Source organism: Rhodopseudomonas sp. NSM, assembly GCF_052445935.1.
Classification (GTDB): Bacteria; Pseudomonadota; Alphaproteobacteria; order Rhizobiales; family Xanthobacteraceae; genus Rhodopseudomonas.
Genome location: NZ_JBQTCH010000009.1, coordinates 195,133 through 216,442, shown reverse-complemented (window position 1 = coordinate 216,442; position 21,310 = coordinate 195,133). Strand labels below are relative to the sequence as shown.

General features: G+C 68.0%; 13 protein-coding genes and 1 pseudogene. 6 read left to right on the top strand and 8 right to left on the bottom strand.

What is annotated here, in order from left to right:
• Positions 1 to 46 precede the first annotated feature (46 nt).
• Positions 47 to 1,639 carry a bifunctional phosphoribosylaminoimidazolecarboxamide formyltransferase/IMP cyclohydrolase gene (purH, locus tag ACTZWT_RS21455; RefSeq protein WP_444771704.1) on the top strand — a complete coding sequence of 531 codons (1,593 nt, stop codon included), beginning with the start codon at positions 47 to 49 and terminating at the stop codon, positions 1,637 to 1,639.
• Between the two features lie 321 nt (positions 1,640 to 1,960).
• On the opposite strand, the pseudogene ACTZWT_RS21450 reads toward purH, so the two are convergent.
• Positions 1,961 to 3,385 (bottom strand): annotated as a pseudogene (locus ACTZWT_RS21450) (MFS transporter); the annotation flags it as partial.
• Between the two features lie 87 nt (positions 3,386 to 3,472).
• On the opposite strand from ACTZWT_RS21450, the gene ggt reads away from it, so the two are divergent.
• Entirely contained in the window at positions 3,473 to 5,209 is a 1,737-nt protein-coding gene (ggt, locus tag ACTZWT_RS21445; RefSeq protein WP_444771703.1) for a gamma-glutamyltransferase, read from the top strand.
• 232 nt (positions 5,210 to 5,441) lie between these two features.
• Here the strand turns inward: ggt and ACTZWT_RS21440 are convergent, their stop codons facing one another.
• Positions 5,442 to 6,341, bottom strand: a complete 900-nt coding sequence (locus ACTZWT_RS21440) for an EamA family transporter (protein WP_444771702.1) — start codon at positions 6,339 to 6,341, stop codon at positions 5,442 to 5,444.
• Between the two features lie 156 nt (positions 6,342 to 6,497).
• Between ACTZWT_RS21440 and ACTZWT_RS21435 the strand changes: the two genes are divergently transcribed.
• Positions 6,498 to 7,313, top strand: a complete 816-nt coding sequence (locus ACTZWT_RS21435; protein ID WP_444771701.1) for an MBL fold metallo-hydrolase — start codon at positions 6,498 to 6,500, stop codon at positions 7,311 to 7,313.
• A 109-nt stretch (positions 7,314 to 7,422) separates the two neighbouring features.
• Here the strand turns inward: ACTZWT_RS21435 and map are convergent, their stop codons facing one another.
• Positions 7,423 to 8,247, bottom strand: coding sequence for a type I methionyl aminopeptidase (map, locus tag ACTZWT_RS21430; RefSeq protein WP_444771700.1), 825 nt, complete (start codon positions 8,245 to 8,247; stop codon positions 7,423 to 7,425).
• A 369-nt stretch (positions 8,248 to 8,616) separates the two neighbouring features.
• On the opposite strand from map, the gene ACTZWT_RS21425 reads away from it, so the two are divergent.
• A complete protein-coding gene (locus tag ACTZWT_RS21425; RefSeq protein ID WP_444771699.1) occupies positions 8,617 to 10,410 on the top strand; it encodes a potassium/proton antiporter in 1,794 nt (597 codons plus the stop codon).
• Here the strand turns inward: ACTZWT_RS21425 and mepA are convergent, their stop codons facing one another.
• On the bottom strand, positions 10,411 to 11,367 hold the full coding sequence (mepA, locus tag ACTZWT_RS21420; RefSeq protein ID WP_444771698.1) for a penicillin-insensitive murein endopeptidase: 957 nt from the start codon (positions 11,365 to 11,367) through the stop codon (positions 10,411 to 10,413).
• 372 nt (positions 11,368 to 11,739) lie between these two features.
• On the opposite strand from mepA, the gene ACTZWT_RS21415 reads away from it, so the two are divergent.
• Entirely contained in the window at positions 11,740 to 13,968 is a 2,229-nt protein-coding gene (locus ACTZWT_RS21415; protein WP_444771697.1) for a putative bifunctional diguanylate cyclase/phosphodiesterase, read from the top strand.
• 67 nt (positions 13,969 to 14,035) lie between these two features.
• Here ACTZWT_RS21415 and ACTZWT_RS21410 read toward each other — a convergent pair whose 3' ends face one another.
• The gene (locus ACTZWT_RS21410) at positions 14,036 to 14,920 is read right to left on the bottom strand and encodes a YiiX/YebB-like N1pC/P60 family cysteine hydrolase (protein WP_444771696.1); all 885 of its coding nucleotides are present in this window, start codon (positions 14,918 to 14,920) and stop codon (positions 14,036 to 14,038) included.
• 326 nt (positions 14,921 to 15,246) lie between these two features.
• On the opposite strand from ACTZWT_RS21410, the gene ACTZWT_RS21405 reads away from it, so the two are divergent.
• The gene (locus ACTZWT_RS21405) at positions 15,247 to 16,680 is read left to right on the top strand and encodes a flavin monoamine oxidase family protein (protein ID WP_444771695.1); all 1,434 of its coding nucleotides are present in this window, start codon (positions 15,247 to 15,249) and stop codon (positions 16,678 to 16,680) included.
• A gap of 273 nt (positions 16,681 to 16,953) precedes the next feature.
• Here ACTZWT_RS21405 and pheT read toward each other — a convergent pair whose 3' ends face one another.
• The 3 genes from pheT to pheS form a co-directional block, all read right to left on the bottom strand.
• A complete protein-coding gene (gene pheT / locus ACTZWT_RS21400) occupies positions 16,954 to 19,362 on the bottom strand; it encodes a phenylalanine--tRNA ligase subunit beta (protein WP_444771694.1) in 2,409 nt (802 codons plus the stop codon).
• A 141-nt stretch (positions 19,363 to 19,503) separates the two neighbouring features.
• Positions 19,504 to 20,082, bottom strand: a complete 579-nt coding sequence (locus ACTZWT_RS21395; RefSeq protein WP_444771693.1) for an endonuclease domain-containing protein — start codon at positions 20,080 to 20,082, stop codon at positions 19,504 to 19,506.
• 143 nt (positions 20,083 to 20,225) lie between these two features.
• Positions 20,226 to 21,308 (bottom strand): phenylalanine--tRNA ligase subunit alpha, encoded by a 1,083-nt coding sequence (pheS, locus tag ACTZWT_RS21390; protein WP_444771692.1) that lies wholly within the window; start codon positions 21,306 to 21,308, stop codon positions 20,226 to 20,228.
• Positions 21,309 to 21,310: the final 2 nt, after the last annotated feature.

The following is a 21,310-nucleotide window of genomic DNA, read 5'->3' as shown; positions in this document are numbered from 1 at the left end:
GGAAAACCGTGCTAGGCGGGCGTTTTCCCGCCACAGGACGTTTCCCATGACCGATCTTCCGCGCCGCGTGACCCGCGCTCTGTTGTCCGTTTCCGACAAATCGGGGCTGATCGATTTCGCCCGCGCGCTGGCCGGACATGGTGTCGAGCTGGTTTCGACCGGCGGCACCGCCAAGGCGATCGCGGCGGCCGGGCTGCCCGTCAAGGACGTCTCCGAGATCACCGGCTTTCCCGAGATGATGGACGGCCGGGTCAAGACGCTGCACCCGAAGGTGCATGGCGGCCTGCTCGCGGTCCGCGACAATGACGAGCACAAGCAGGCGATGGCGGCGCACGGCATCGCCCAGATCGACCTGCTGGTGGTCAATCTGTATCCGTTCGAGGCCACCGTCGACAAAGGCGGCTCCTACGAGGACTGCATCGAGAATATCGACATCGGCGGCCCGGCGATGATCCGCGCGGCGGCGAAGAACCACGACGACGTCGCCGTGGTGGTGGAGTCCTCCGACTATCAGGCGGTGCTCGACGAGCTCGCGGCCAATGGCGGCGCCACCTCGCACGGCTTGCGCAAGCGGCTCGCCGCCAAGGCCTATGCCCGCACCGCGGCCTATGACGCCGCGATCTCCAACTGGTTCGCGCAGCAATTGAAGACCGACGCGCCGGATTTCCGCGCCGTCGGCGGCCGGCTGATCCAGAGCCTGCGCTACGGCGAGAACCCGCATCAGACCGCGGCGTTCTACGCCACGCCGGAGAAGCGCCCGGGCGTCGCCACCGCGCGGCAGGTGCAGGGCAAGGAACTGTCCTACAACAACATCAACGACACCGACGCGGCCTATGAATGCGTCGGCGAATTCGACGCCAAGCGCACCGCAGCCTGCGTCATCGTCAAGCACGCCAATCCCTGCGGCGTCGCCGAAGGCTCAAACCTGCTCGACGCCTATCGCAAGGCGCTGGCCTGCGATTCGACGTCGGCGTTCGGCGGCATCGTCGCGCTGAACCGCACGCTCGACGCCGAAGCCGCGCGCGCGATTGTCGAGATATTCACCGAAGTGATCATCGCGCCCGAGGCGACCGAGGAAGCGATCGCGATCGTCGCGGCGAAGAAGAATCTGCGGCTGCTGCTGGCCGGCAGCCTGCCGAATCCGCGCGCCGCCGGCCTGACCTACAAGAGCGTATCCGGCGGGCTGCTGGTGCAGTCGCGCGACAATGCCGTGGTCGACGACATGGCGCTCAAGGTCGTCACCAAACGGCAGCCGACCGAGGCCGAGCTGCGCGACCTGAAATTCGCGTTCCGGGTCGCCAAGCACGTCAAGTCCAACACCATCATCTACGCCAAGGATCTCGCCACCGTCGGCATCGGCGCCGGCCAGATGAGCCGTGTCGATTCCGCCCGCATCGCCGCGCGTAAAGCCCAGGATGCAGCCGCCGAGCTGAAGCTGGCCGCGCCGATGACCAAGGGGTCGGTGGTGGCCTCGGACGCGTTCTTCCCGTTCGCGGACGGCATGCTGGCCTGCATCGAAGCCGGCGCCACCGCGGTGATCCAGCCCGGCGGCTCGGTGCGCGACGACGAAGTGATCAAGGCCGCGGACGAAGCCGGCATCGCGATGGTGTTCACCGGGACCAGGCATTTCCGGCACTGAGCATCCTTCACCTCTCCCCGCGCGCGGGGAGAGGTCGGCCGGCGAAGCGCAGCGTAGCCGGTCGGGTGAGGGGGCGTCTCCGCGCAGCCGAGCCTCAGTGCCCGCGTCGCCCCTCACCCCAGCCCTCTCCCCGCAAGCGCGGGGCGAGGGAGCAGGCTGCGGGTGTTGTTAGTTCATCAACTCAACCACCGTCATCGCCCGCGCATGCGGGCGACCCAGTATTCCAGGGCGGTTGCGGTGAATATCGGCGGCGCGCCGCCGGACTGGATCACCAGCCTGCGCGGGTGACGACGATTGTTGTGGGAGAGGCGGTGCCCCTAACTAATCCCGCACCCTCGTCAGCAGCGTCAGGCCGCCGACGAAGAACAGCACCAGTACCGCCATGCCGGCCTTCTGGCTGGCGGTGATGGCGGTGACGGTGGCGATCAGCAAGGGGCCGACGAACGACGTGACTTTTCCGGTCAGCGCGAACAGGCCGAAATATTGCGCGATCCGGTCGCGCGGCGCGATCCGGATCAGCAGCGTGCGCGATGCCGCCTGCAGCGGCCCGCCGGCGATGCCGATCAGGCAGCCGAGCAGCAAATAAGCGCGCTCGGCGGGTGCGGCGAACAGCGCGCCGCCGGGCTGCGGCGGCGTCACCTCGACGAACAGGATGTGCGACGGATCGATCAGCAGGATGCCGCAGATCGCGATCAGCAGCAGCACGATGGATCCGGCGATCACGCGCTTCGATCCGAGCGCGTCGTCGAGCCGGCCGCCGATGAAGGCGCCGAAGGTCGCGGCGATCGCCAGAATCACGCCGAAGCTGCCGATCTGGATAGTGCCCCAGCCGAACGTGCCGGTGGCGTAGATGCCGCCGAACGCGAACAGCGAGACCAGGCCGTCGGTGTAGATCATGTTGGCGAGCAGGAAGGAGGCGAGCGAGCGCCGGTGCGGCAGGTCGCGCAGCGTCTCGCCCAATTCGCGCAGGCCCTCGCGCACCGCCGCCTTCACAGACAGCTTGGCGGGAAAATCCGGCGTCAGCAGAAACATCGGCAGCACGAACACCATGAACCACAGCCCGGTGAGCGGGCCGGTGATGCGGTCGCCCTCGTGGCTCGCGGCGTCGAGCCCGAACAGCGGTGTGACGCCGATCAGGGTCTTGCCGGTCTGCGGATTGGCGGCGAGGAAGCCGAGCACGAGAATCAGCGCGAGAATGCCACCGACATAGCCGGTGGCCCAGCCGGTGCCGGACAGGCGGCCGATCTTCTCCGGCGGCACCAGATTGGGCATCATCGCATTGTTGAACACGGTGGCGAATTCGACCCCGATGGTCGCGATCGCGTAGGCGATCAGCAGCGGCAGGATCACGTCGGCATCGCCCGGCCGGCCGAACCACATCAGTGACGAACCAATCACCAGCATCGCGCCGAACACCGCGATCCAAGGCTTGCGTCGGCCGCTCGCATCAGCGACCGCGCCGAGGATCGGCGAGGCCAAGGCGATCAGGAGGCCGCTCGCCGCCGTCGCGAAGCCCCACAGCGATTGCCCGGTGGCCGGGTCGGGCGCGACGTAAGTGGCGAAATAGGGCGCGAAGATGAAGGTGGTGATCAGCGTGAAATAGGGCTGCGCCGCCCAGTCGAACAGGATCCAGCCGGTGACCGCGGCGCGCGACGGATAGGTCCGCGGCACACTGTCCCGCGAGAGGTGCGAGCCGATCGATGACGTCATGTTGTGTTCCCTGACCCGGCCGGGATTTGGCGGGTCGCGCCGAAACCACTATAGGATTCCGGCATGCAGGACAGCACAACACTTGCCCCGCCACTTACTCCGCCGGAACCCCCGCTCCGCACGATGGCGATGCTTCGTCGCAAGGCTGTGACAGCGCTGGTCGTGATCGTCGCGCTGGTCGTGACGCCGATCGCGACATCGGCGCAGGACATGCGCGGCGGCGCGGCGCGGGCGCCGGGCGTCGCCTCGGCCGTCGTCGCCCGACACGGCATGGTGGTGGCGCAGGAGCGGCTCTCGGCCGAGATCGGCGCGCAGTTTCTCGCGCGCGGCGGCAACGCGATCGATGCCGCCGTGGCGACCGGCTTTGCGATGGCGGTGACCTATCCGCGCGCCGGCAATCTCGGCGGCGGCGGCTTCATGCTGATCCACGCCGCCAAGACCAACGAAGACATCGCGATCGACTATCGCGAGACCGCGCCGCAGGCCGCAACCCGCGAGATGTTCCTCACCGACGGCAAGCCCGATCCGGACAAGTCGCGCCGATCCGCGCTCGGCATCGGCGTGCCCGGTACGGTCGCGGGTCTGGCGCTGGCGCTTCAGAAATACGGCTCCGGCAAGTTCTCGCTCGCCGAGATCGTGCAGCCGGCGATCGCGCTAGCGCGCGATGGCGTCACCATCGCCGCCGACACCGCCGACACGCTGCCGGACTGGCATCCCTGGCTGTCGCGTTGGCCGTCGACGCGGAAGATCTTCGCCCGCCCCGACGGCTCGCCGCTACGCGAGGGTGACCGGCTGGTGCAGCCCGATCTCGCCGCGACCCTGCAGGCGATCGCCGACAAGGGCCCGGACGGTTTCTATCGCGGCGAGGTCGCCGACAAATTGGCGCGCGGCATTCGGGACGCCGGCGGAATCGTCACCACGGACGATCTGGCGAACTATCAGGCGGTCGTCCGCGCGCCGGTCCGTGGAACCTATCGCGGCTACGACATCGTGGCGATGCCGCAGCCGTCGTCGGGCGGCGTGGTGCTGATCGAGACGCTGAACATCCTCGAAGGCTATCCGATGCCGTCGCTGGCGCAGGGCAGCGCGCCATCGCTGCATCTGCTGATCGAGGCGATGAAGCGCGCCTATGCCGATCGTGCCCGCTATCTCGGCGATCCGGCCTATGTCGACGCGCCACTGTCGACGCTGCTGTCGAAGGACTATGCGGCGACACTGCGGGCGGGCATCGACGCCGACCGGGCGACCCCCGCGACGCAGGCGCTGCCGCAGCCGAAGGAGGGCGAGAACACCACGCACTATTCGGTGGCCGACGATCAGGGCAATGCCGTCAGCAACACCTATACGCTGAATTTCTCCTACGGCGTCGGGCTGGTCGCCGACGGCACCGGCGTGCTGCTCAACAACGAACTCGACGATTTCACCGCCGCGCCGGGCGCGTCGAACGCCTACGGGCTGGTCGGCTTCGGCGCCAACCTGCCGGCGCCCGGCAAGCGGCCATTGTCGTCGATGTCGCCGACCATCGTGCTGAAGGACGGCCGCCCGGTGCTGGTCACCGGCTCGCCGGGCGGCAGCCGGATCATCTCGGCGGTGCTGCAGGTGATCGTCGATGTGCTCGATTATCGCATGAACGTCGCCGCCGCCGTCGGCGCGCCGCGGCTGCATCATCAATGGCTGCCGGACGAAGTCCGCGTCGAGCACGGCTTTCCGGACGCGACGCTGAATGCGTTGCGCGCGATGGGGCACCGCATCGCCACCCCGCTCGGCCAGACTTCGGCGAACAGCATCGTCATCGATGCGGTGGGCTTCCACGGCGCCCCCGACCCCCGCACCCGCGGCGCGACGGCGGCGGGGAACTAGAGCAGTTCTGATTTTGATGGAATCACAGCTTGCTATCCGATTGCCGCCGTCATCCTGAGGTGCCCGCCGGGCCGCGCTGTACGCGGCGCGGCGGGCCTCGAAGATGGGCCGCAGGCACCTCGGGCCGCATCCTTCGAGGCGCGCTACGCGCGCACCTCAGGATGACGACTCTGCACGCGAGAAGGCCGCATTGCTTGAATCAGTCGAGTTTCGCCGGCGCGGCGCGCCCGGGTCACGCCGCGACCAGCAGCGCGACGCCGAGCACGATCAGCGCGATGCCGCCGAGTTCGCGGGCCGACATCGGCTGCTTGAACGAGTAGTACGCGACGGCCTGCGCGAACAGCACTTCGACCAGCGCCAGGGTGCGGACATTGGCGGCGGCGGTGAGCGCGAAGGCGAGGAACCAGAACTGCGACGCCGCGGCGCCGACGAAGCCCGCCAACATCGACGGCTTCCACAGATGCAGGATGTCGCGCAGCACCTGCGGCGCGCGCGCCAGCAGATAGATCGTCAGCACCAGCGTCTGGACGCCGAGGGCGAAGACGAGGGTGAACGTCGCCGCGGTGACGAAGCTGACGCCCGGCACCACGATGATCGCGCCGCGAAACCCGACCGCCGACAGCGCGAAACCGGCGGCGGCGGCCAGCCCGAGCGCCGTCGGCCGCAGGCTGGCGAGGCTGCGCGCGCTGCCGGGCCGCAATGCGGTGATCACCACGCCGAAGGTGGCGATCAGGATCGCGCCGACTTTCAGCACGGTCAGACGATCGCCGAGGAACACGAAGCCGAAGACCGCGGTCTGGATCGCCTCGGTCTTCAGATAGGCGGTGGTGACGACGAAGGAGCGCTCGTTCATCGCCGCGAGCATCAGGCCGGTGGCGGCGATCTGCGACAGCGCGCCGAGCAGCAGCCACGGCCAGAAATCGAGGCCCGGCCAAGGCAGCGCATCGCCGGTGGCGGCGATCACCACGATCAGGAACAGGATCGAGAATGGAAACCCGAACAGGAAGCGGATGTTGGTCGCGCCCCAGGTGCCGAGCGGCCCGGTCAGCGAGCGCTGCATCGCATTGCGCGCGACCTGACCGAGGGCGGCGACGAGCGCGAACGGAATCCAGAGCGAGGCGGTGCTGAGCATGAAATGATCGGGGCTGGAAGGGCGCGGCACCGTGGCCGCCCGGGTCGCCGCGGTCAACCGGAACCGGATCATGCCAGCGTTGCGCGGTGGCGTCGCGCTGGCGTCGGCGCGATTCGGCGCTAAACTCCCCGCCGGAGCCCGACCGGGAGTGACGCCATGCTGCGCTGCCTTGCCGCCTTCGTCGCGCTGTTCGCCGCGCTGCTGTCGCCGGCGCAGGCCGAGGACGGCTTCCGCGGCAGCGAGTGTCTGGCGATGGCGCAAGCGCCGCCGCGCGCGATTCCGGTCAGTCTGCGGCGGACGGCTGCGGCCGAGCAGGTGCTGATCACCTATCGCGGGCACTCGACCTATACGATCGAAACCCCCGGCGGCGTGATGGTCGCGACCGACTACAACGGCGCCTACGACACCGGCCGCGTGCCGGACATCGTCACCATGAACCGCGCGCATTCGACGCACTACACGCTGGCGCCCGATCCGAAGATCGCCCACGTGCTGCACGGCTGGGGCGACGACGGCCAGCCGGCGCATGTCCGGCTGCGGGTCGGCGACGTGATGATCCGCAATGTCACCACCGACATCCGCCGCTATATGTTCGACGACGGCAATGCCGGCATGATCAAGGACGGCAATTCGATCTTCATCTTCGAGGTCGCCGGCCTGTGCATCGGCCATCTCGGCCATCTGCACACCACGCTCGACGACAGCCATTTCGCCGCGATCGGCCGGATCGACATTCTGATGGTGCCGATCGACGGCAGCTACACGATGTCGCTCGACGGCATCTCGCAGATCACCAAGCGGCTGCGCGCCTCGGTGGTGCTGCCGATGCACCGCTTCATGACGCCGCTCGACGAGTTCATGCGCCGCATCGGCGGTTCGTTCGCGATCGACCAGCGCGGCGACAGCGCGCTCCGCATCTCGCGCGACGCGCTACCGGGCGCGCCGACGGTGATCATCCTGAGAGGCGTGTGACGTTGCGGCAGAGGCGCAAAATGCCGTGCCCACGCATCAAACGTTTCGACCTTGGGCACGGCGCGCTTGCCCACTCGGCGAGGTCGCGCCCCGGAATGGCAGTCCCGTCTCAGCTCTGGAACGGCGGCTTGTCGAGTTGCTTCGGCGACAGCGTGAAGATCTCGCAGCCGTCCTTGGTGACGCCGATCGAGTGCTCGAACTGCGCCGACAGCGAGCGGTCGCGGGTCACCGCGGTCCAGCCGTCGGACAGGATCTTCACATAAGGTTTGCCGAGATTGATCATCGGCTCGATGGTGAAGAACATCCCGGGCTTCAGCACCGCGCCCTGGCCCGGGCTGCCGACATGGATGATGTTCGGCTCGTCGTGGAACAGCCGGCCGAGACCATGTCCGCAGAAATCCCGCACCACGCTCATCTGCTGCGGCTCGACGAAGCTCTGGATCGCGTGGCCGATGTCGCCGGTGGTGGCGCCGGGCTTGACCGCGGCGATGCCGCGCAGCAGCGACTCGTAGGTGACGTCGATCAGCCGCTCGGCTTTGCGCGCGATCGGGCCGATCGGATACATCCGGCTGGAATCGCCGTACCAGCCGTCGACGATCATGGTGACGTCGACATTGACGATGTCGCCTTCCTTCAGCGGCCGGTCGCCCGGCATGCCGTGGCAGACCACGTGGTTGATCGAGGTGCAGGTCGAATAGCGATAGCCGCGATACATCAGCGTCGCCGGGAAGGCGCCGTGGCTGAAGGCGAAGTCGCGGACGAAGTCGTCGATCCGCGAGGTCGGCACCCCGGGTTTGACGATGTCGACCAGTTCGTCGAGGCATTGCGCCACGATTTGCCCGGCCTTGCGCATGCCGGCGAAACCGGCGGCGCCGTGCAATTTGATCTGCCCGGTCTTGCGCAGGGCGGTGTCGGAGGCGTCCACGTAGCTCATCGGGCCGGTCTGGTTCGGGAAAACGGAGGATGTGTGGCCAATCTAGTCATCGCAGCGGTTCGCGCAAGCGAAAGCCCGCCATGCGGGCATGGAACGGCTCGACGCGGCTCTCGAACGCTTCTCCGTGCACGGCGCGCTCCCGCAAGCGGGCGAGGGAGCGCGCCGTGCACGGATTGAGCGCCCCCCTCTCCCGCCCTTGCACCCTTGCGGGGGAGGGTCGGGTGGGGCTCCCGGGCCGGGTTGAACCCTCCGGCAAACAACGAGCAGCGCACGCGTCAATTTGATCACCCGGCGAGAATGCAGGTGGCGATGCAGCAATCGCGGCGCTAAGGATGCGACAGCGGTGATTTGCTCGTCTAAACAGAGGCAATGGACTCTCTCGACACGGTCAGCATAGCCATCCTGCTTGGCGCCGTTCTGGTGATGGCAGGCATTCTGTCGAGCCTGCTAGCGCTGCGGTTCGGCGCGCCTTTGCTGCTGGTCTTTCTCGTGCTCGGCATGCTGGCCGGCGAGGCCGGGCCGGGCGGCCTGAAATTCGACGATCTCTCCACCACCTATCTGGTCGGCTCGGTGGCGCTGGCGCTGATCCTGTTCGACGGCGGGCTGCGGACGCGGTTCTCGACCATCAAGGCCGTGCTGGCGCCGTCGATGGGGCTGGCGACGGTCGGCGTGCTGCTGACCGCGCTGATCACCGCCCCGGTCGCGTTCTACGTGCTCGACCTGAACTGGACCGAGGCGCTGTTGGCCGGCGCCGTGATTGCCTCCACCGACGCCGCCGCGGTGTTCCTGCTGGTGCATTCGCAGGGACTGCGGCTGAGGCCGCGCGTCGGCGCGACGCTGGAGGTCGAATCCGGCACCAACGATCCGTTCGCGGTGTTCCTGACGCTGATGCTGGTCGGGCTGATTACCCGCGGCGAGGCCTCGACCTGGTACGTGGTGTTCGAATTCCTCTGGGAGGCCACGCTCGGCACCGCGATCGGCGTCGTCGGCGGCCGCGTCGTGGTGATGGCGCTGAATCGGGTGGCGCTGCCGCAGGGGCTGCATGCGCCGTTCGTCGCCACCGCGGCGCTGGTGGTGTTCGGCGCCGCGCAGATCTCGCACGCTTCGGGCTTCCTCGCCGTCTATCTCGCAGGCATGATCATCGGCAACCAGCCCACCCGCGCGCATAATTCGGTGGTGGCGTTTCTCGATGCCGCGACCTGGCTGGCGCAGATCGTGATGTTCGTGCTGCTCGGCCTCCTGGTGTCGCCGCAGCGGCTGATGTCGAGCATCGGGCCCGCGGTGGTGGTGGCGCTGGCGCTGATGCTGGTGGCGCGGCCGCTCGCCGTGTTCCTGTGCCTGGCGCCGTTCCGCTTCAACTGGCGGGAGCGGCTGTTCATCGCCTGGGTCGGCCTGCGCGGCGCGGTCGCGATCTTCCTGGCCTCGATCCCGATGCTGGTCGGGCTGCCGAAGGCGTATCTGTATTTCGACGTCGCCTTCGTCGTGGTGATCATCTCGCTGCTGCTGCAGGGCTGGACGCTGGGGCCGGCGGCGCGGAAGCTGCACGTCGCCCTGCAGCGCACCGATCGCGGCCCGCGCCGGATCGAGCTAGATCTGCCCGGCCAGCTCGAGCAGCAACTGGTCGGTTACGCGGTGCGGCCGAAGAGCCTGTTCCTGCGCCGCGGGCTGATCCCGTCCTGGTCGAAGCCGACGCTGGTGATCCGCGACGAGCGCATCCTGACGCCGGAGGAGGCCGATCCGGTCGCGCCCGGCGACTATCTCTATCTGCTGGCGCCGCCCGAAAAGGCCGAGGTGCTCGATCGCTTCTTCGTCGACATGCCGCCCTCGACCGCGCCCGACCCGCATCTGCTCGGCGACTTCATCGTGCCGGGCGAGACCACGCTCGGCGATCTTGCCGCCGCCTACGGCGTCAACGTGCCGACCGGCGAGGAAGCGCTGACGCTGGCGGACTATTTCGATATCCATCTGGACCGCGCGCCGACCCTCAATGCCACGGTTCAGCTCGATAGCATCGTGCTGGTGGCGCGCAGCCTCGGCGGCGGTCGGGTCAATGTCGTTGGCCTGCGGCTGCCGGAAGAGGAAGACGACGCCCCGCCATCGACGCGTCGGCAGAGAGCCAAGCGCAAGCTGTCGAAGATCTGGTCGCAATTGTCGGGGGTCTGATCAGTCCGGCTTGCGGTCCGGCGCGTTCAGCACGGCGCGGCATTCCGCCGGCAGCTCGGCGAGGGTGAGCTGGCGCTTCGGCTTCGGCGGCACTTTCGGCGGCTTCGGATGCAGCACCGCGTCGGAGAACCAGTAAGCGAGGTCGGCGGGCGCGCAGCCCTCGGCTTGCTGCGGTTCCGGCTGCGCCTCGCAGCCGATGCTGCCGGGCGGGCATTTGATCCGGATGTGGAAGTGATAATCGTGGCCGTACATCGGCCGGACCTTATTCAGCCAGCTGCGGTCGCCTTTGGCCTCGCGGCACAGCGCCTTCTTGATGGCGGCGTTGACGAAGATCCGCTCGACCGCCGGCTCCTGCGCGGCGGCGCGGATCACTTTCCAATGCGTCGGCGTCCAGGCGGCGGGGTCGATATCGAGCCGGTCGCGGCGCACCATCATCACCGCCGACATCTCCTCGCGCTCGTTGCGCGACAATTGCCGGTTCGGCATCGGCGTCAGCCAGATGTCGGCGTCGAGCCCGACCTGATGGCTGGCATGGCCGGTCAGCATCGGTCCGCCGCGCGGCTGCGACATGTCACCGACCAGAATGCCGGGCCAGCCGGCCTCGTTGTGCGCCCGTTTCGACAGCCGCTCGACCAGATCGACCAATGACGGATAGGCATAGAAGCGGTTGCGCGACAGCCGCATCACCTGCCAGGTCTTTCCGGTGATCGGCAGCGCCTCGCCGCCGGCGAGGCAGCCGCGGGCGTAGAATCCGACCGGCCGCGGCGGCAGCGCCGCGGGGAGATACCGGCGGCCGAACAGTTCACGCGCGGCGAGCTCGGGATCGTCGGGATTGCCGAGCGGCGGCAGCGGCTTCGGATGGACCGTGCCCTTGTCCTGCGTCCACGCAAATGTCGCCGAAGCGCTGAGCAGCGCGGCGGCGAGCAGCCATCGGGCGGGAATCGATCGGCGACGCATATTCACCTTATATAGCCGACTCGGGAAGCCGGTGAAATCGGCGGCGCCGCGACCGCGCCATTTCGGATCGATCCGGCGGCCGCGGGTCGCGATGTTAACGCCATACTAACCCTCCGTGTAGTTGGCGCGAATTCGAGCCGACGATTCGTCTCCGCACAAGCCTTGTGCAGATCGCGCCGAAACGGCAACGGGATGCCGTATTCCGGTTCCCGGCGGCGTTGATCGGGCGCTCCGCGCGATTCGCGCGTGCCTCATCAACGGGCACCTTGCGGCGATCCTACCTGCCGGCTGCAAATGCCGCTGAAACCGTTACACTTTTTTTTCAGACACATCTTGCACAACCGGTTCGCAGATTGGGTGTGGGGCGTGGGAATGCCGCAGTTTCGGCTGAAGACGAGCAAGACATCGAAAAGATGCGCGGTCAAACGTGAGCCGAAGCAGAGCCGCTCCGGCACGACAGGCCACAAGCCATCGCCATGTCCGAAGCGGCCGTCGCGCGCGGCGGCGCTGGCCGAACGCGAGCGCGCCGTCGCCGATGCGCTGGCCGAAGCCCGCAAGTCGCACGAGCGGCTGCGCGAGGCGATCGACATCCTGCCGCAGGGCATCGTGTTTCTCGACTCCGAGGGCCGTTACATCCTCTGGAACAAGCGCTATGCCGAGATCTACAAGGCCAGCGCCGATCTGTTCAAACCCGGCGCCAGGATTCAGGACACGATGCGCGTCGGCGTCGCGCGCGGCGACTATCCCGAGGCCATCGGCCGCGAGGACGAATGGATCGCCGAGCGGATGCAGCGGTTGTTCGACCCCGGCCACAGCCACGAGCAGTTTCTCGCCGACGGCCGCTGCATCCGGATCGAGGAACGCACCACCTCCGACGGCGGCGTGATCGGCCTGCGCGTCGACATCACCGAATTGAAGCAGCGCGAGGCGTCGTTCCGGCTGATGTTCGAAGGCAATCCGGTGCCGATGATCGTATGCTCGTTGCGGGACGAGCGCATCGCCGCGGTCAATGATGCCGCCGTGGCGCATTACGGCTACTCGCCATCCGAATTCGCCGCGCTGACGATCCGCCGGCTGCAGGCGTTCGAGACCGATCTGCCATGGGGCGGCAATGCCACCAGCGAGGAGCGCGCGGCGCGGACCTGGACGCACGTCAAGGCCGATGGCTCGCTGATCGATCTGGCGATCTATGCGCGGCAGCTCAGCTATGATGGCGAGCCGGCGGTGCTGCTGGCGCTGATGGACATCACCGAACGCAAGCGCGCCGAGATGCGACTGGCCTTCATGGCGCATCATGACGGACTGACCGGGCTGCCGAACCGCAGCCTGCTGCGCAAACGGCTCGACGAGCTGCTGAGCCAGACCCGGCGCACCGGCGAGAAGATCGCGGTGCTGTTCGTCGGTGTCGATCACTTCAAGGCGGTCAACGACACGCTCGGCCACGCCGTCGGCGACAAGCTGCTTCGCGCCATCGCCCGCCGGCTGCGCTCCACGCTGCGCGAGGAAGACCCGCTGGCGCGGCTCAACTCCGACGAATTCGCGGTGGTCCAGACCGGGATCAAGCGGCCCGAGGACGTCACGCTGCTGGCCAAGCGGCTGCTCAATGCGATCGCCGAGCCGTTTCTGCTCGAGGGCCATTCGGTGGTGGCCGGCGCCAGCATCGGCATCGCGGTGGCGCCGCTCGACGGCGACGATTCCGAAAAGCTGTTGATGAACGCCGACATGGCGCTGTCGCGCGCCAAGAAAGATGCACGTGGCAGCTTCAGCTTCTTCGAGCCGGGCATGGATGCCCGCGCCCAGGCGCGGCGCAAGATCGAGACCGAGCTGCGCGCGGCGCTGCGCAACGATGTGTTGCAGCCCTACTACCAGCCGCTGATGTGCCTCGGGAACGGCAGGATCGCCGGCTGCGAGGCGCTGGTGCGCTGGCCGCATCCGGAGCGCGGCATGGTCTCGCCGGCGGAATTCATCCCGGTCGCCGAGGACACCGGCCTGATCAACGCGATCGGCGCGCAGGTGCTGCGTCAGGCCTGCCGCGACGCCGCGCGCTGGCCCGGCGACATCGGCGTCGCGGTCAATCTGTCGCCGCTGCAATTCCGGGTCGGCAATCTGCTGGCGACGGTGATGGATGCGCTGAAGCAGTCCGGCCTGCCGGCGCGCCGGCTTGAGCTCGAGATCACCGAGACGCTGCTGCTGGAAAAGAGCAGCCAGGTGATCGCCACGCTGCACGCGCTGCGCGCGCTCGGCGTGCGGATCTCGATGGACGATTTCGGCACCGGCTATTCGAGCCTCAGCTATCTGCGCAGTTTTCCGTTCGACAAGATCAAGATCGACCAGTCGTTCGTGCGCGGCGTCGGCGACAATCGCGAGGCCCAGGCGATCGTCCGCGCCATCATCAGCCTCGGCATGGGCCTCGGCGTCACCATCACGGCCGAAGGCGTCGAGACCGAAGCCGAGCTGAACTGGCTGCGCGCCGAAGGCTGCCACGAGGCGCAGGGCTTTCTGTTCAGCCCGGCGCGGCCGAACGACGAGATCAGGGGCCTGCTCGACCTGCAAGGCGCCGCCGATGGCGCCGCAGCCTCCCGCTCGACTCGATGCGCGTAGCGTAGCGGGCAGGCTCGCCTGTCGTCGCCGTCGCCATCCTTCGAGGCGCGCGCCTCGAAGGATGACGTCAGTGCATATAGCCGACGCGCGTCACTTCTGAATGAGGCGCCGCCGCTTGCGCGTCAGCCGGCGCAGGAACGAGCGGCGGCGTCTGGTCCAGCCCGTCCTGAAACGTACTGAACGGGCCCGCTACCTCCGCGAGCGGCTTCTGTTTGTCGGCCCAGTGCAGCGCGGTGTAGTCGAAGCCGCTGACGATGGTCGGCTTCACCACTTCGAAATACGGCGAGATGTCGAAGTCGCGCGGCATGTACAGCGACGAATCGCGGATGTGCAGGATCTCGCGGCGCGCCGCGCGGCTGCCGGCCCTGGTGATCTTCGGCAGGATCGGATAGCGCACCGCGTCGAAGGCCTGCGCGATCAGCGCGGAGCAGATGATCTTGGTCGGATCGCCGGAGCCGAGCGCGATCATCCGCCGCCGCCAGCGTTGCGGCACCGGCATCGGCACCAGATAGCGCATCAGGTCGATGATGTTCTTGGTGTCGTAGCCGAAGCCGATGCGGTTGATGGCGTAGCGGCACACGGTGTGGCGGTCCTCGAACGACAGGCCGACCGGGCGGCAGATCCGGGTGTGATAGCTGAGATGCCGCGACAGCGGCGACGACGAGACGCCCTCGCCGATATTGGCCTCGATCAGCACGTGCGGCTCGCCGTCGGGCTCGGCGGCGCCGTCGATCGGCCCGACATAGAGCGCGGCGTGCGACCAGGTCGATTGCGTCAGGTATTTGATGATGCCGGAGATCCGCGCATTGCCCTCGACCAGCAGCACGTCGCCGGGCTGCATGATGTGGCGCAGATGGTCGGGATCGCTCGGCGTGAAAGGCTCGTAGCCAGGCTCCTCCTTCTGCAGATAGCCGGCGATGACCTTGCCGATGGCATCGAACACAATGCCCATCCGTTCACTCCCGCGACGTCGTCACGTTGCTCTTGGCCGACTCATCATCGTCGAGAGCCGTTGCAATTTAGTTCATCGGTTCCGCGCCGCGGACACTGTTCGTTCACCATGACCGTTGCCGCAGTGCAGCGATTGAGGCAGGTTGCTAGGCGAAGATGGGCATTCTGCGGCGTCGCGACGCAACCGGGCGCCGCCCGGAAATCGGGCGAAGTCCGAGGTTTTTGACGGCGTTTGCGTTAGACTGGCGATGGCGCCCCGGCGCGTGACAACGCGGGGTCGTTCGGCCTTCGTCGCGGCCCGGCGCAGACATTTTCGGAAACCATGACATGACAATCTCCCGACGCCGCTTTCTCGGAGCCACCGCCGGCCTCGCCGTCGCGCCGATGTTCGGGACAAGCGTCGCCTGGGCGGCGCTGCCGCGCGAGGTCGATATCGTCGTGGTCGGCGCCGGTGCGGCCGGGATCGCCGCGGCGCGGCGGATCGCGGCGGCAGGTCGCAAGGTGATGGTGGTCGAGGCCGCGGCGCAGATCGGCGGCCGCTGCCTCACCGACACCACCAGCTTCGATGCGCCGTTCGATCGCGGCGCGCGGTTTCTGCACAATCCGGACAGCAATCCGCTGGTCCGGCTGGCGCGCAGCGAAGGCCTCGACATCGCGCCGACGCCGCCGGGTCAGAAGATCCGGATCGGCCGCCGCAACGCCCGGGCGCGCGAAACCGAGGATTTCCTCGCCACGCTGGTGCGCGCCGGCCGCGCCATCGGCGATGCGTCGCGCGGCCGGGTCGACGTCTCCTGCGCGGCGGCGCTGCCGAAGGATCTCGGCGACTGGACCGCGACCACCGAATTCGTGATCGGCCCGGTCGCCACCGGCAAGGACGTCAGGGGCCTGTCGGCGGTCGACGGCTTCCGCGCCCAGGACCGCATCGCCGTCATCGGCTGCCGGCAGGGGCTGGGCGTGCTGCTGACCAGGCTCGCAGCGGCGCTGCCGGTGACGCTGTCGACGCCGGTGACGCGCATCGTCTGGAGCGGCCGCGACATCGGCGTGGAGACCGCGGCCGGCAAGATCGCGGCGCGCGCGATCATCCTCACCGCCTCGACCAATGTGCTGACCTCGGGCGCGATCGCGTTTTCGCCGGAACTGCCGAAGCGCCAGCTCGACGCGGCATCCAGGCTCGGGCTCGGGAGCTACGACCGGATCGCGCTGCAGTTCAAGGGCAACCCGCTCGGCCTGTCGCGCGACGAGATGATGATCGAGCAGAGCAGCGACGCTCGCACCGCGGTGCTGTCCGCCAACGTCAACGGCTCGTCGCTGTGCACGGTGGACGTCGCCGGAAGCTTCGGCCGTGAATTGTCGGCGCAGGGCGAGGCGGCGATGCAGGCGTTCGCGGTCGAGTGGCTCGGCAAGCTGTTCGGCAGCGATATCGCCGCCGCGGTCGAACGCAAGGCGGCGACGCGGTGGAACGCGGCGCCCTTCGTGCAGGGCGCGATGTCGGCGGCGTCGCCCGGCGGCGCTCCGTCGCGCAAGGTGCTGGCCGAGCCGCTCGGCAATCTGTTCATCGCCGGCGAAGCCACCAGCGAATTGATGTGGGGCACCGTGCTGGGCGCATGGGAATCCGGCGAGGCCGCAGCCGACGCTGCGCTGAAACGGATCGGCCCGGCAAAGCCCGCGGCCGCCGCGGAGAAGCCGCAGCGCAAGCCGAAGCAGCGCCGCCGCAACCAGGAAGCCTCCGGCTCCGCCGATCGCTGGCCGGGCAGCCGATGATCACAAGCACGGCGTCACCCTGAGGTGCCCGTTTGTCCGCGCGCAGCGCGGGCGAACGGGCCTCGAAGGATGGCCGCAGGCACCCGTTGCGCATCCTTCGAGGCGCGCAACAGCGCGCACCTCAGGATGACGGCCGTGCGTGCGGCATCGGACGGAGCGGAATGAGCGACTTCGTAGGGTGGGCAAAAGGCGCGAAGCACCGAGCCCACGCGTGGCGCGATGCGCTCATATGGGTGGGCGCACGCCTCGCTTTGCCCACCCTACTGATTGATGCTACCCGCGCAGCGTGCCGCCGGTCTTCTTGGTGACTTCGGCGACGATTTTCTCGCCGACGGCGTCGATTTCCTGGTCGGTCATGGTCTTGTCGCGCGGCTGCAGCGTCACCGCGATCGCGATCGACTTCTTGTCCGGGTCGATGCCCTTGCCCTCGTAGACGTCGAACACGCCCACTGACGTGATCAGCTTCTTGTCGATTCCCTGCGCGGCGCGGACGAGGTCGGCGGCCGCGACCTTGCGGTCGACGATGAAGGCGAAGTCGCGCGACACCGGCTGGAACGCCGACAATTCCAGCGCCGGCTTGGCGCGGGTCGGGCGCTGCTTGGCGTCGGGGATCCGGTCGAGGATCACCTCGAATGCAACCAGCGGGCCGTCGGCGTGCAACTGTTCGAGCACGCGCGGATGCAGCTCGCCGAAGTGACCCAGCACGTTCTGCGGCCCGATCTGGATCGCGCCGGAGCGGCCGGGATGCAGCCAGGCCGGCAGCTTGTTGGTTGCGATCTGCAGCCCCGCCATCGGCGCGCCGGCGGCGGCCAGCACCGCGAAGGCATCGGCCTTGGCGTCGAGCGCGCTCGCCTGCGCCGAGCCCGACCAGTGCCGGCCGAGGCCCTGCGCGGAGGCGACGCCGCGGCGCACGCCGCTGGCGGCGATGAACTGATCCTGCGGCTGGTCGCCCTTGAAGATCTGCCCGACCTCGAACAGCGCCAGATCGGGCGTGCCGCGATCGGCATTGGCCTGCGCGGCGGCGATCAGGCCCGGCAGCAGGCTCGGCCGCATGTCGGACAGATCCGACGCGATCGGATTGGCCAGCGCCAGCTCCGGCTGGCCGCCGCCGAAGGCTTCGGCGCTGGGTTTGGAAATGAACGACCAGGTCACCGCCTCGGTCAGGCCGCGCGCGGCCAGCGCGCGCTTGGCGCGGCGGGTGCGGGTCTGGATCTGGGTCAGCACCGGCTTGCGCGGGGCGTCGCCGCGTTCGAACGGCGTCATCGGCACCTTGTCGACGCCGACGATGCGGACGATTTCCTCGACGATGTCGGCCTTGCCGTGGACGTCGCTGCGCCACGACGGCACCGCAACCTTCACCACCGCGCCGGACCCTGCGACCATGAAGCCGAGATGCGTCAGGATGCGGCGGACCTCGGTGAACGGCACTTCGATGCCGGCGAGCCGCTTCACCTCGCTGAGCGGGAAATCGATGACGCGGTCTTCGCCGAACGCATTGCCGACGACGATCGCCTCCGACGGCGTGCCGCCGCAGAATTGCATCACCAGATGCGTCGCGAGGTCGAGCCCCGGCAGCATGAAGGCGGGATCGACGCCGCGCTCGAAGCGATAGCGCGCGTCGGTGTTGATGCCGAGCCTGCGGCCGGACTGCGCGATATTGATCTCGTTCCACAGCGCGGATTCGATCAGCACGTCGGTGGTGTCGTCCGAGCAGCCGGAGGCTTCGCCGCCCATGATGCCGGCGAGCGATTCGACGCCGTGCGCATCGGCGATCACGCAGACGTTGCTGTCGAGCGTGTAGGTACGGCCGTCGAGCGCCAGCAGCGTCTCGCCGTCTTTGGCACGGCGCACGACGAGATCGCCCTCGACCTTCGCGGCGTCGAACACGTGCAGCGGGCGCGAGCGATCGAAGGTGAGGAAGTTGGTGATGTCGACCAGCGCGTTGATCGGGCGCAGGCCGATGGCCGTGAGCCGCTGCTGCAGCCAGTCCGGCGACGGCCCGTTCTTGACGCCGCGCACCAGCCGCAGCGCGAAGCCGGGGCACAGCTTGTCGTCTTCGACGCTGACCTTCACCGGGCAGGGGAAGTCGCCCTTGACCGGCTTGATCGACGGGTTCTTGAATTTGCCCATGCCGGCGGCGGCGAGATCGCGCGCGATGCCGGAAATGCCGGCGCAGTCCTGCCGGTTCGGCGTCAGATTGATGTCGAGCACCGGATCGCCGAGCCCGGCCCATTCCGCAAAGCCCTGGCCGACCGGCGCGTCCGCCGGCAGCTCGATGATGCCGTCGTGGTCCTCGGAGAGCTCCAGCTCGGCGGCCGAGCACAGCATGCCGCGGCTCTCGACGCCGCGGATATTGCCGATTCCGAGCGTGATGTTCTTGGCCGGAATGAAGGTGCCGGGCGGTGCGAACACGGTGACGAGGCCGGCGCGCGCATTCGGCGCGCCGCACACCACCTGCACCGGCGCGCCGTTTCCGACATCGACGCTGCAGACCTGCAGCTTGTCGGCGTTGGGATGCTTCTCGGCGCTGATCACGCGGGCGATGGTGAACGGCGCCAGCGCCTTGGCCTTGTCCTCGATGCCCTCGACCTCGAGCCCGATCATGGTGAGCTTGTCGGCGAGTGCGTCGAGCGGCTCGTCGGTGTCGAGATGGTCTTTCAGCCAGGAGAGGGTGAGTTTCATGGGTTGTTACTTCCGTCTGGCGCAGTGCGTGGATCGTTCTTTGTCGAGAAGCTGTGCCGCGCGTCGCCCTCACCCCACCCCTCTCCCGCAAGCGGGAGAGGGAGCCGGCCGTGCCGGATGGAGGGGTTGCGGGTCATGCTGTTAGTCCGAACTATCTGGTGTAGGCCGCTGCTTGGCCGCACGCTCGGCGCGCTCCCTCTCCCGCTTGCGGGAGAGGGTTGGGGTGAGGGCCCTTGCGGCAAGCTCGGCCGCGATGCTCTGCAGCACCCCGTCGCGATTACTCATCACGTCGTGATTGCCGAAGCGCAGGATGCGAAAGCCCCGAGCCTCGATCGCCGCCGCCCGCGACGCATCGGTGCGTTCGCCGTCGTCGGAAAAATGCTGGCCGCCGTCGATCTCGACCACCAGCTTCACCGAGTGGCAGGCGAAGTCGGCGATGAACGGGCCGATCGGCACCTGGCGGCGAAACGAGAATCCATTGAGCTGCTTGTCGCGCAGCGCCGCCCACATCAGCCGCTCGGCGTCGGTGGATGCCTTCCGCGGCTCGCGCGCATTGCGGCGCAGGCTGGGAGAGACCTTCCAGGTCGGCTGCTTCGGATCGTTCATCGCCAGCTCCGTGCCCGTGTCGCCCTCACCCCGGCCCTCTCCCGCAGGCGGGAGAGGGAGTTCGCCGTGCGGCGTTGCGAGGCTTTGAATCATCTCATTACAAATCTGCTTCAACTAACGACGCCCGTTCTTCGGCTAACGACGGCTGCGTTCAGGCGATGCGCTCCCGCAAGCCGCGGCCTGCTCCCTCTCCCGCTTGCGGGAGAGGGCTGGGGTGAGGGCTCTTGCCCCACGCACCGCGCCTGCCACGTCGCGCCTCACGAACTCAATCCCCCCGCCAACGTCGGAACGTCGAGCGGCTTGAAGCCGTAATGCGACAGCCACCTTGCGTCGGCCTCGAACAACTGGCGCAGATCGCTCATGCCGTATTTCAGCATCGCGATGCGGTCGATGCCCATGCCCCAGGCGAAGCCCTGATACACGTCCGGATCGAGGCCGCAGGCGGTGAGCACGTTGGGGTGCACCATGCCGCAGCCGAGAATCTCCAGCCAGTCCTCGCCCTCGCCGAAGCGGATTTCGTCCTTGCCGCGGCGGCACTGGATGTCGACTTCCAGCGACGGCTCGGTGAACGGGAAGAACGACGGCCGGAATCGCATGTTGATGTTGTCGACCTCGAAGAACGCCTTGCAGAATTCGTGCAGGATCCACTTCAGGTGGCCGAGATGCGACCCCTTGTCGATGACGAGGCCCTCGACCTGATGGAATTGCGGCGTATGCGTCGCATCCGAATCGATCCGGTAAGTACGTCCAGGACAGATCACCCTGATCGGCGGCTTCTGGCTCAGCATGGTCCGCACCTGCACCGGCGAGGTGTGGGTGCGCAGCAGCATCCGCGAGCCGTCTTCCTTCGGATTGAAGAAGAACGTGTCGTGCATCTCGCGGGCCGGATGGCCCTCGGGGAAGTTCAGCTTGGTGAAATTGTAGTCGTCGGTCTCGATGTCCGGACCTTCGGCGATGGCGAAGCCCATGTCGGCGAAGATCGCGGTGAGTTCATCCCAGACCTGGCTGAGCGGATGAATCCGCCCCTGCTCGGCCAAAGGCTCGCGCAGCGGCAGGGTGACGTCGATGGTCTCGGACGCGAGTCTCGCATCGAGCGCTGCGGCCTTGAGCACGTCGCGGCGCGCGGTCAGCGCTTGCGTGACGGCCTCCTTGGCGAGGTTGATCGCCGCGCCCTCGGTCTTGCGGCTCTCGGGGTCCATCTTGCCGAGCGTGGCGAGCAGCGCCGAGATCGAGCCCTTCTTGCCGAGCGCGCCGACGCGCACCGCTTCGAGCGCGGCCTCGTCGGAGGCGGCGGCGATGTCGGCGAGGATTTGGGTTTGCAGGTTTTCGAGATTGGTCATGA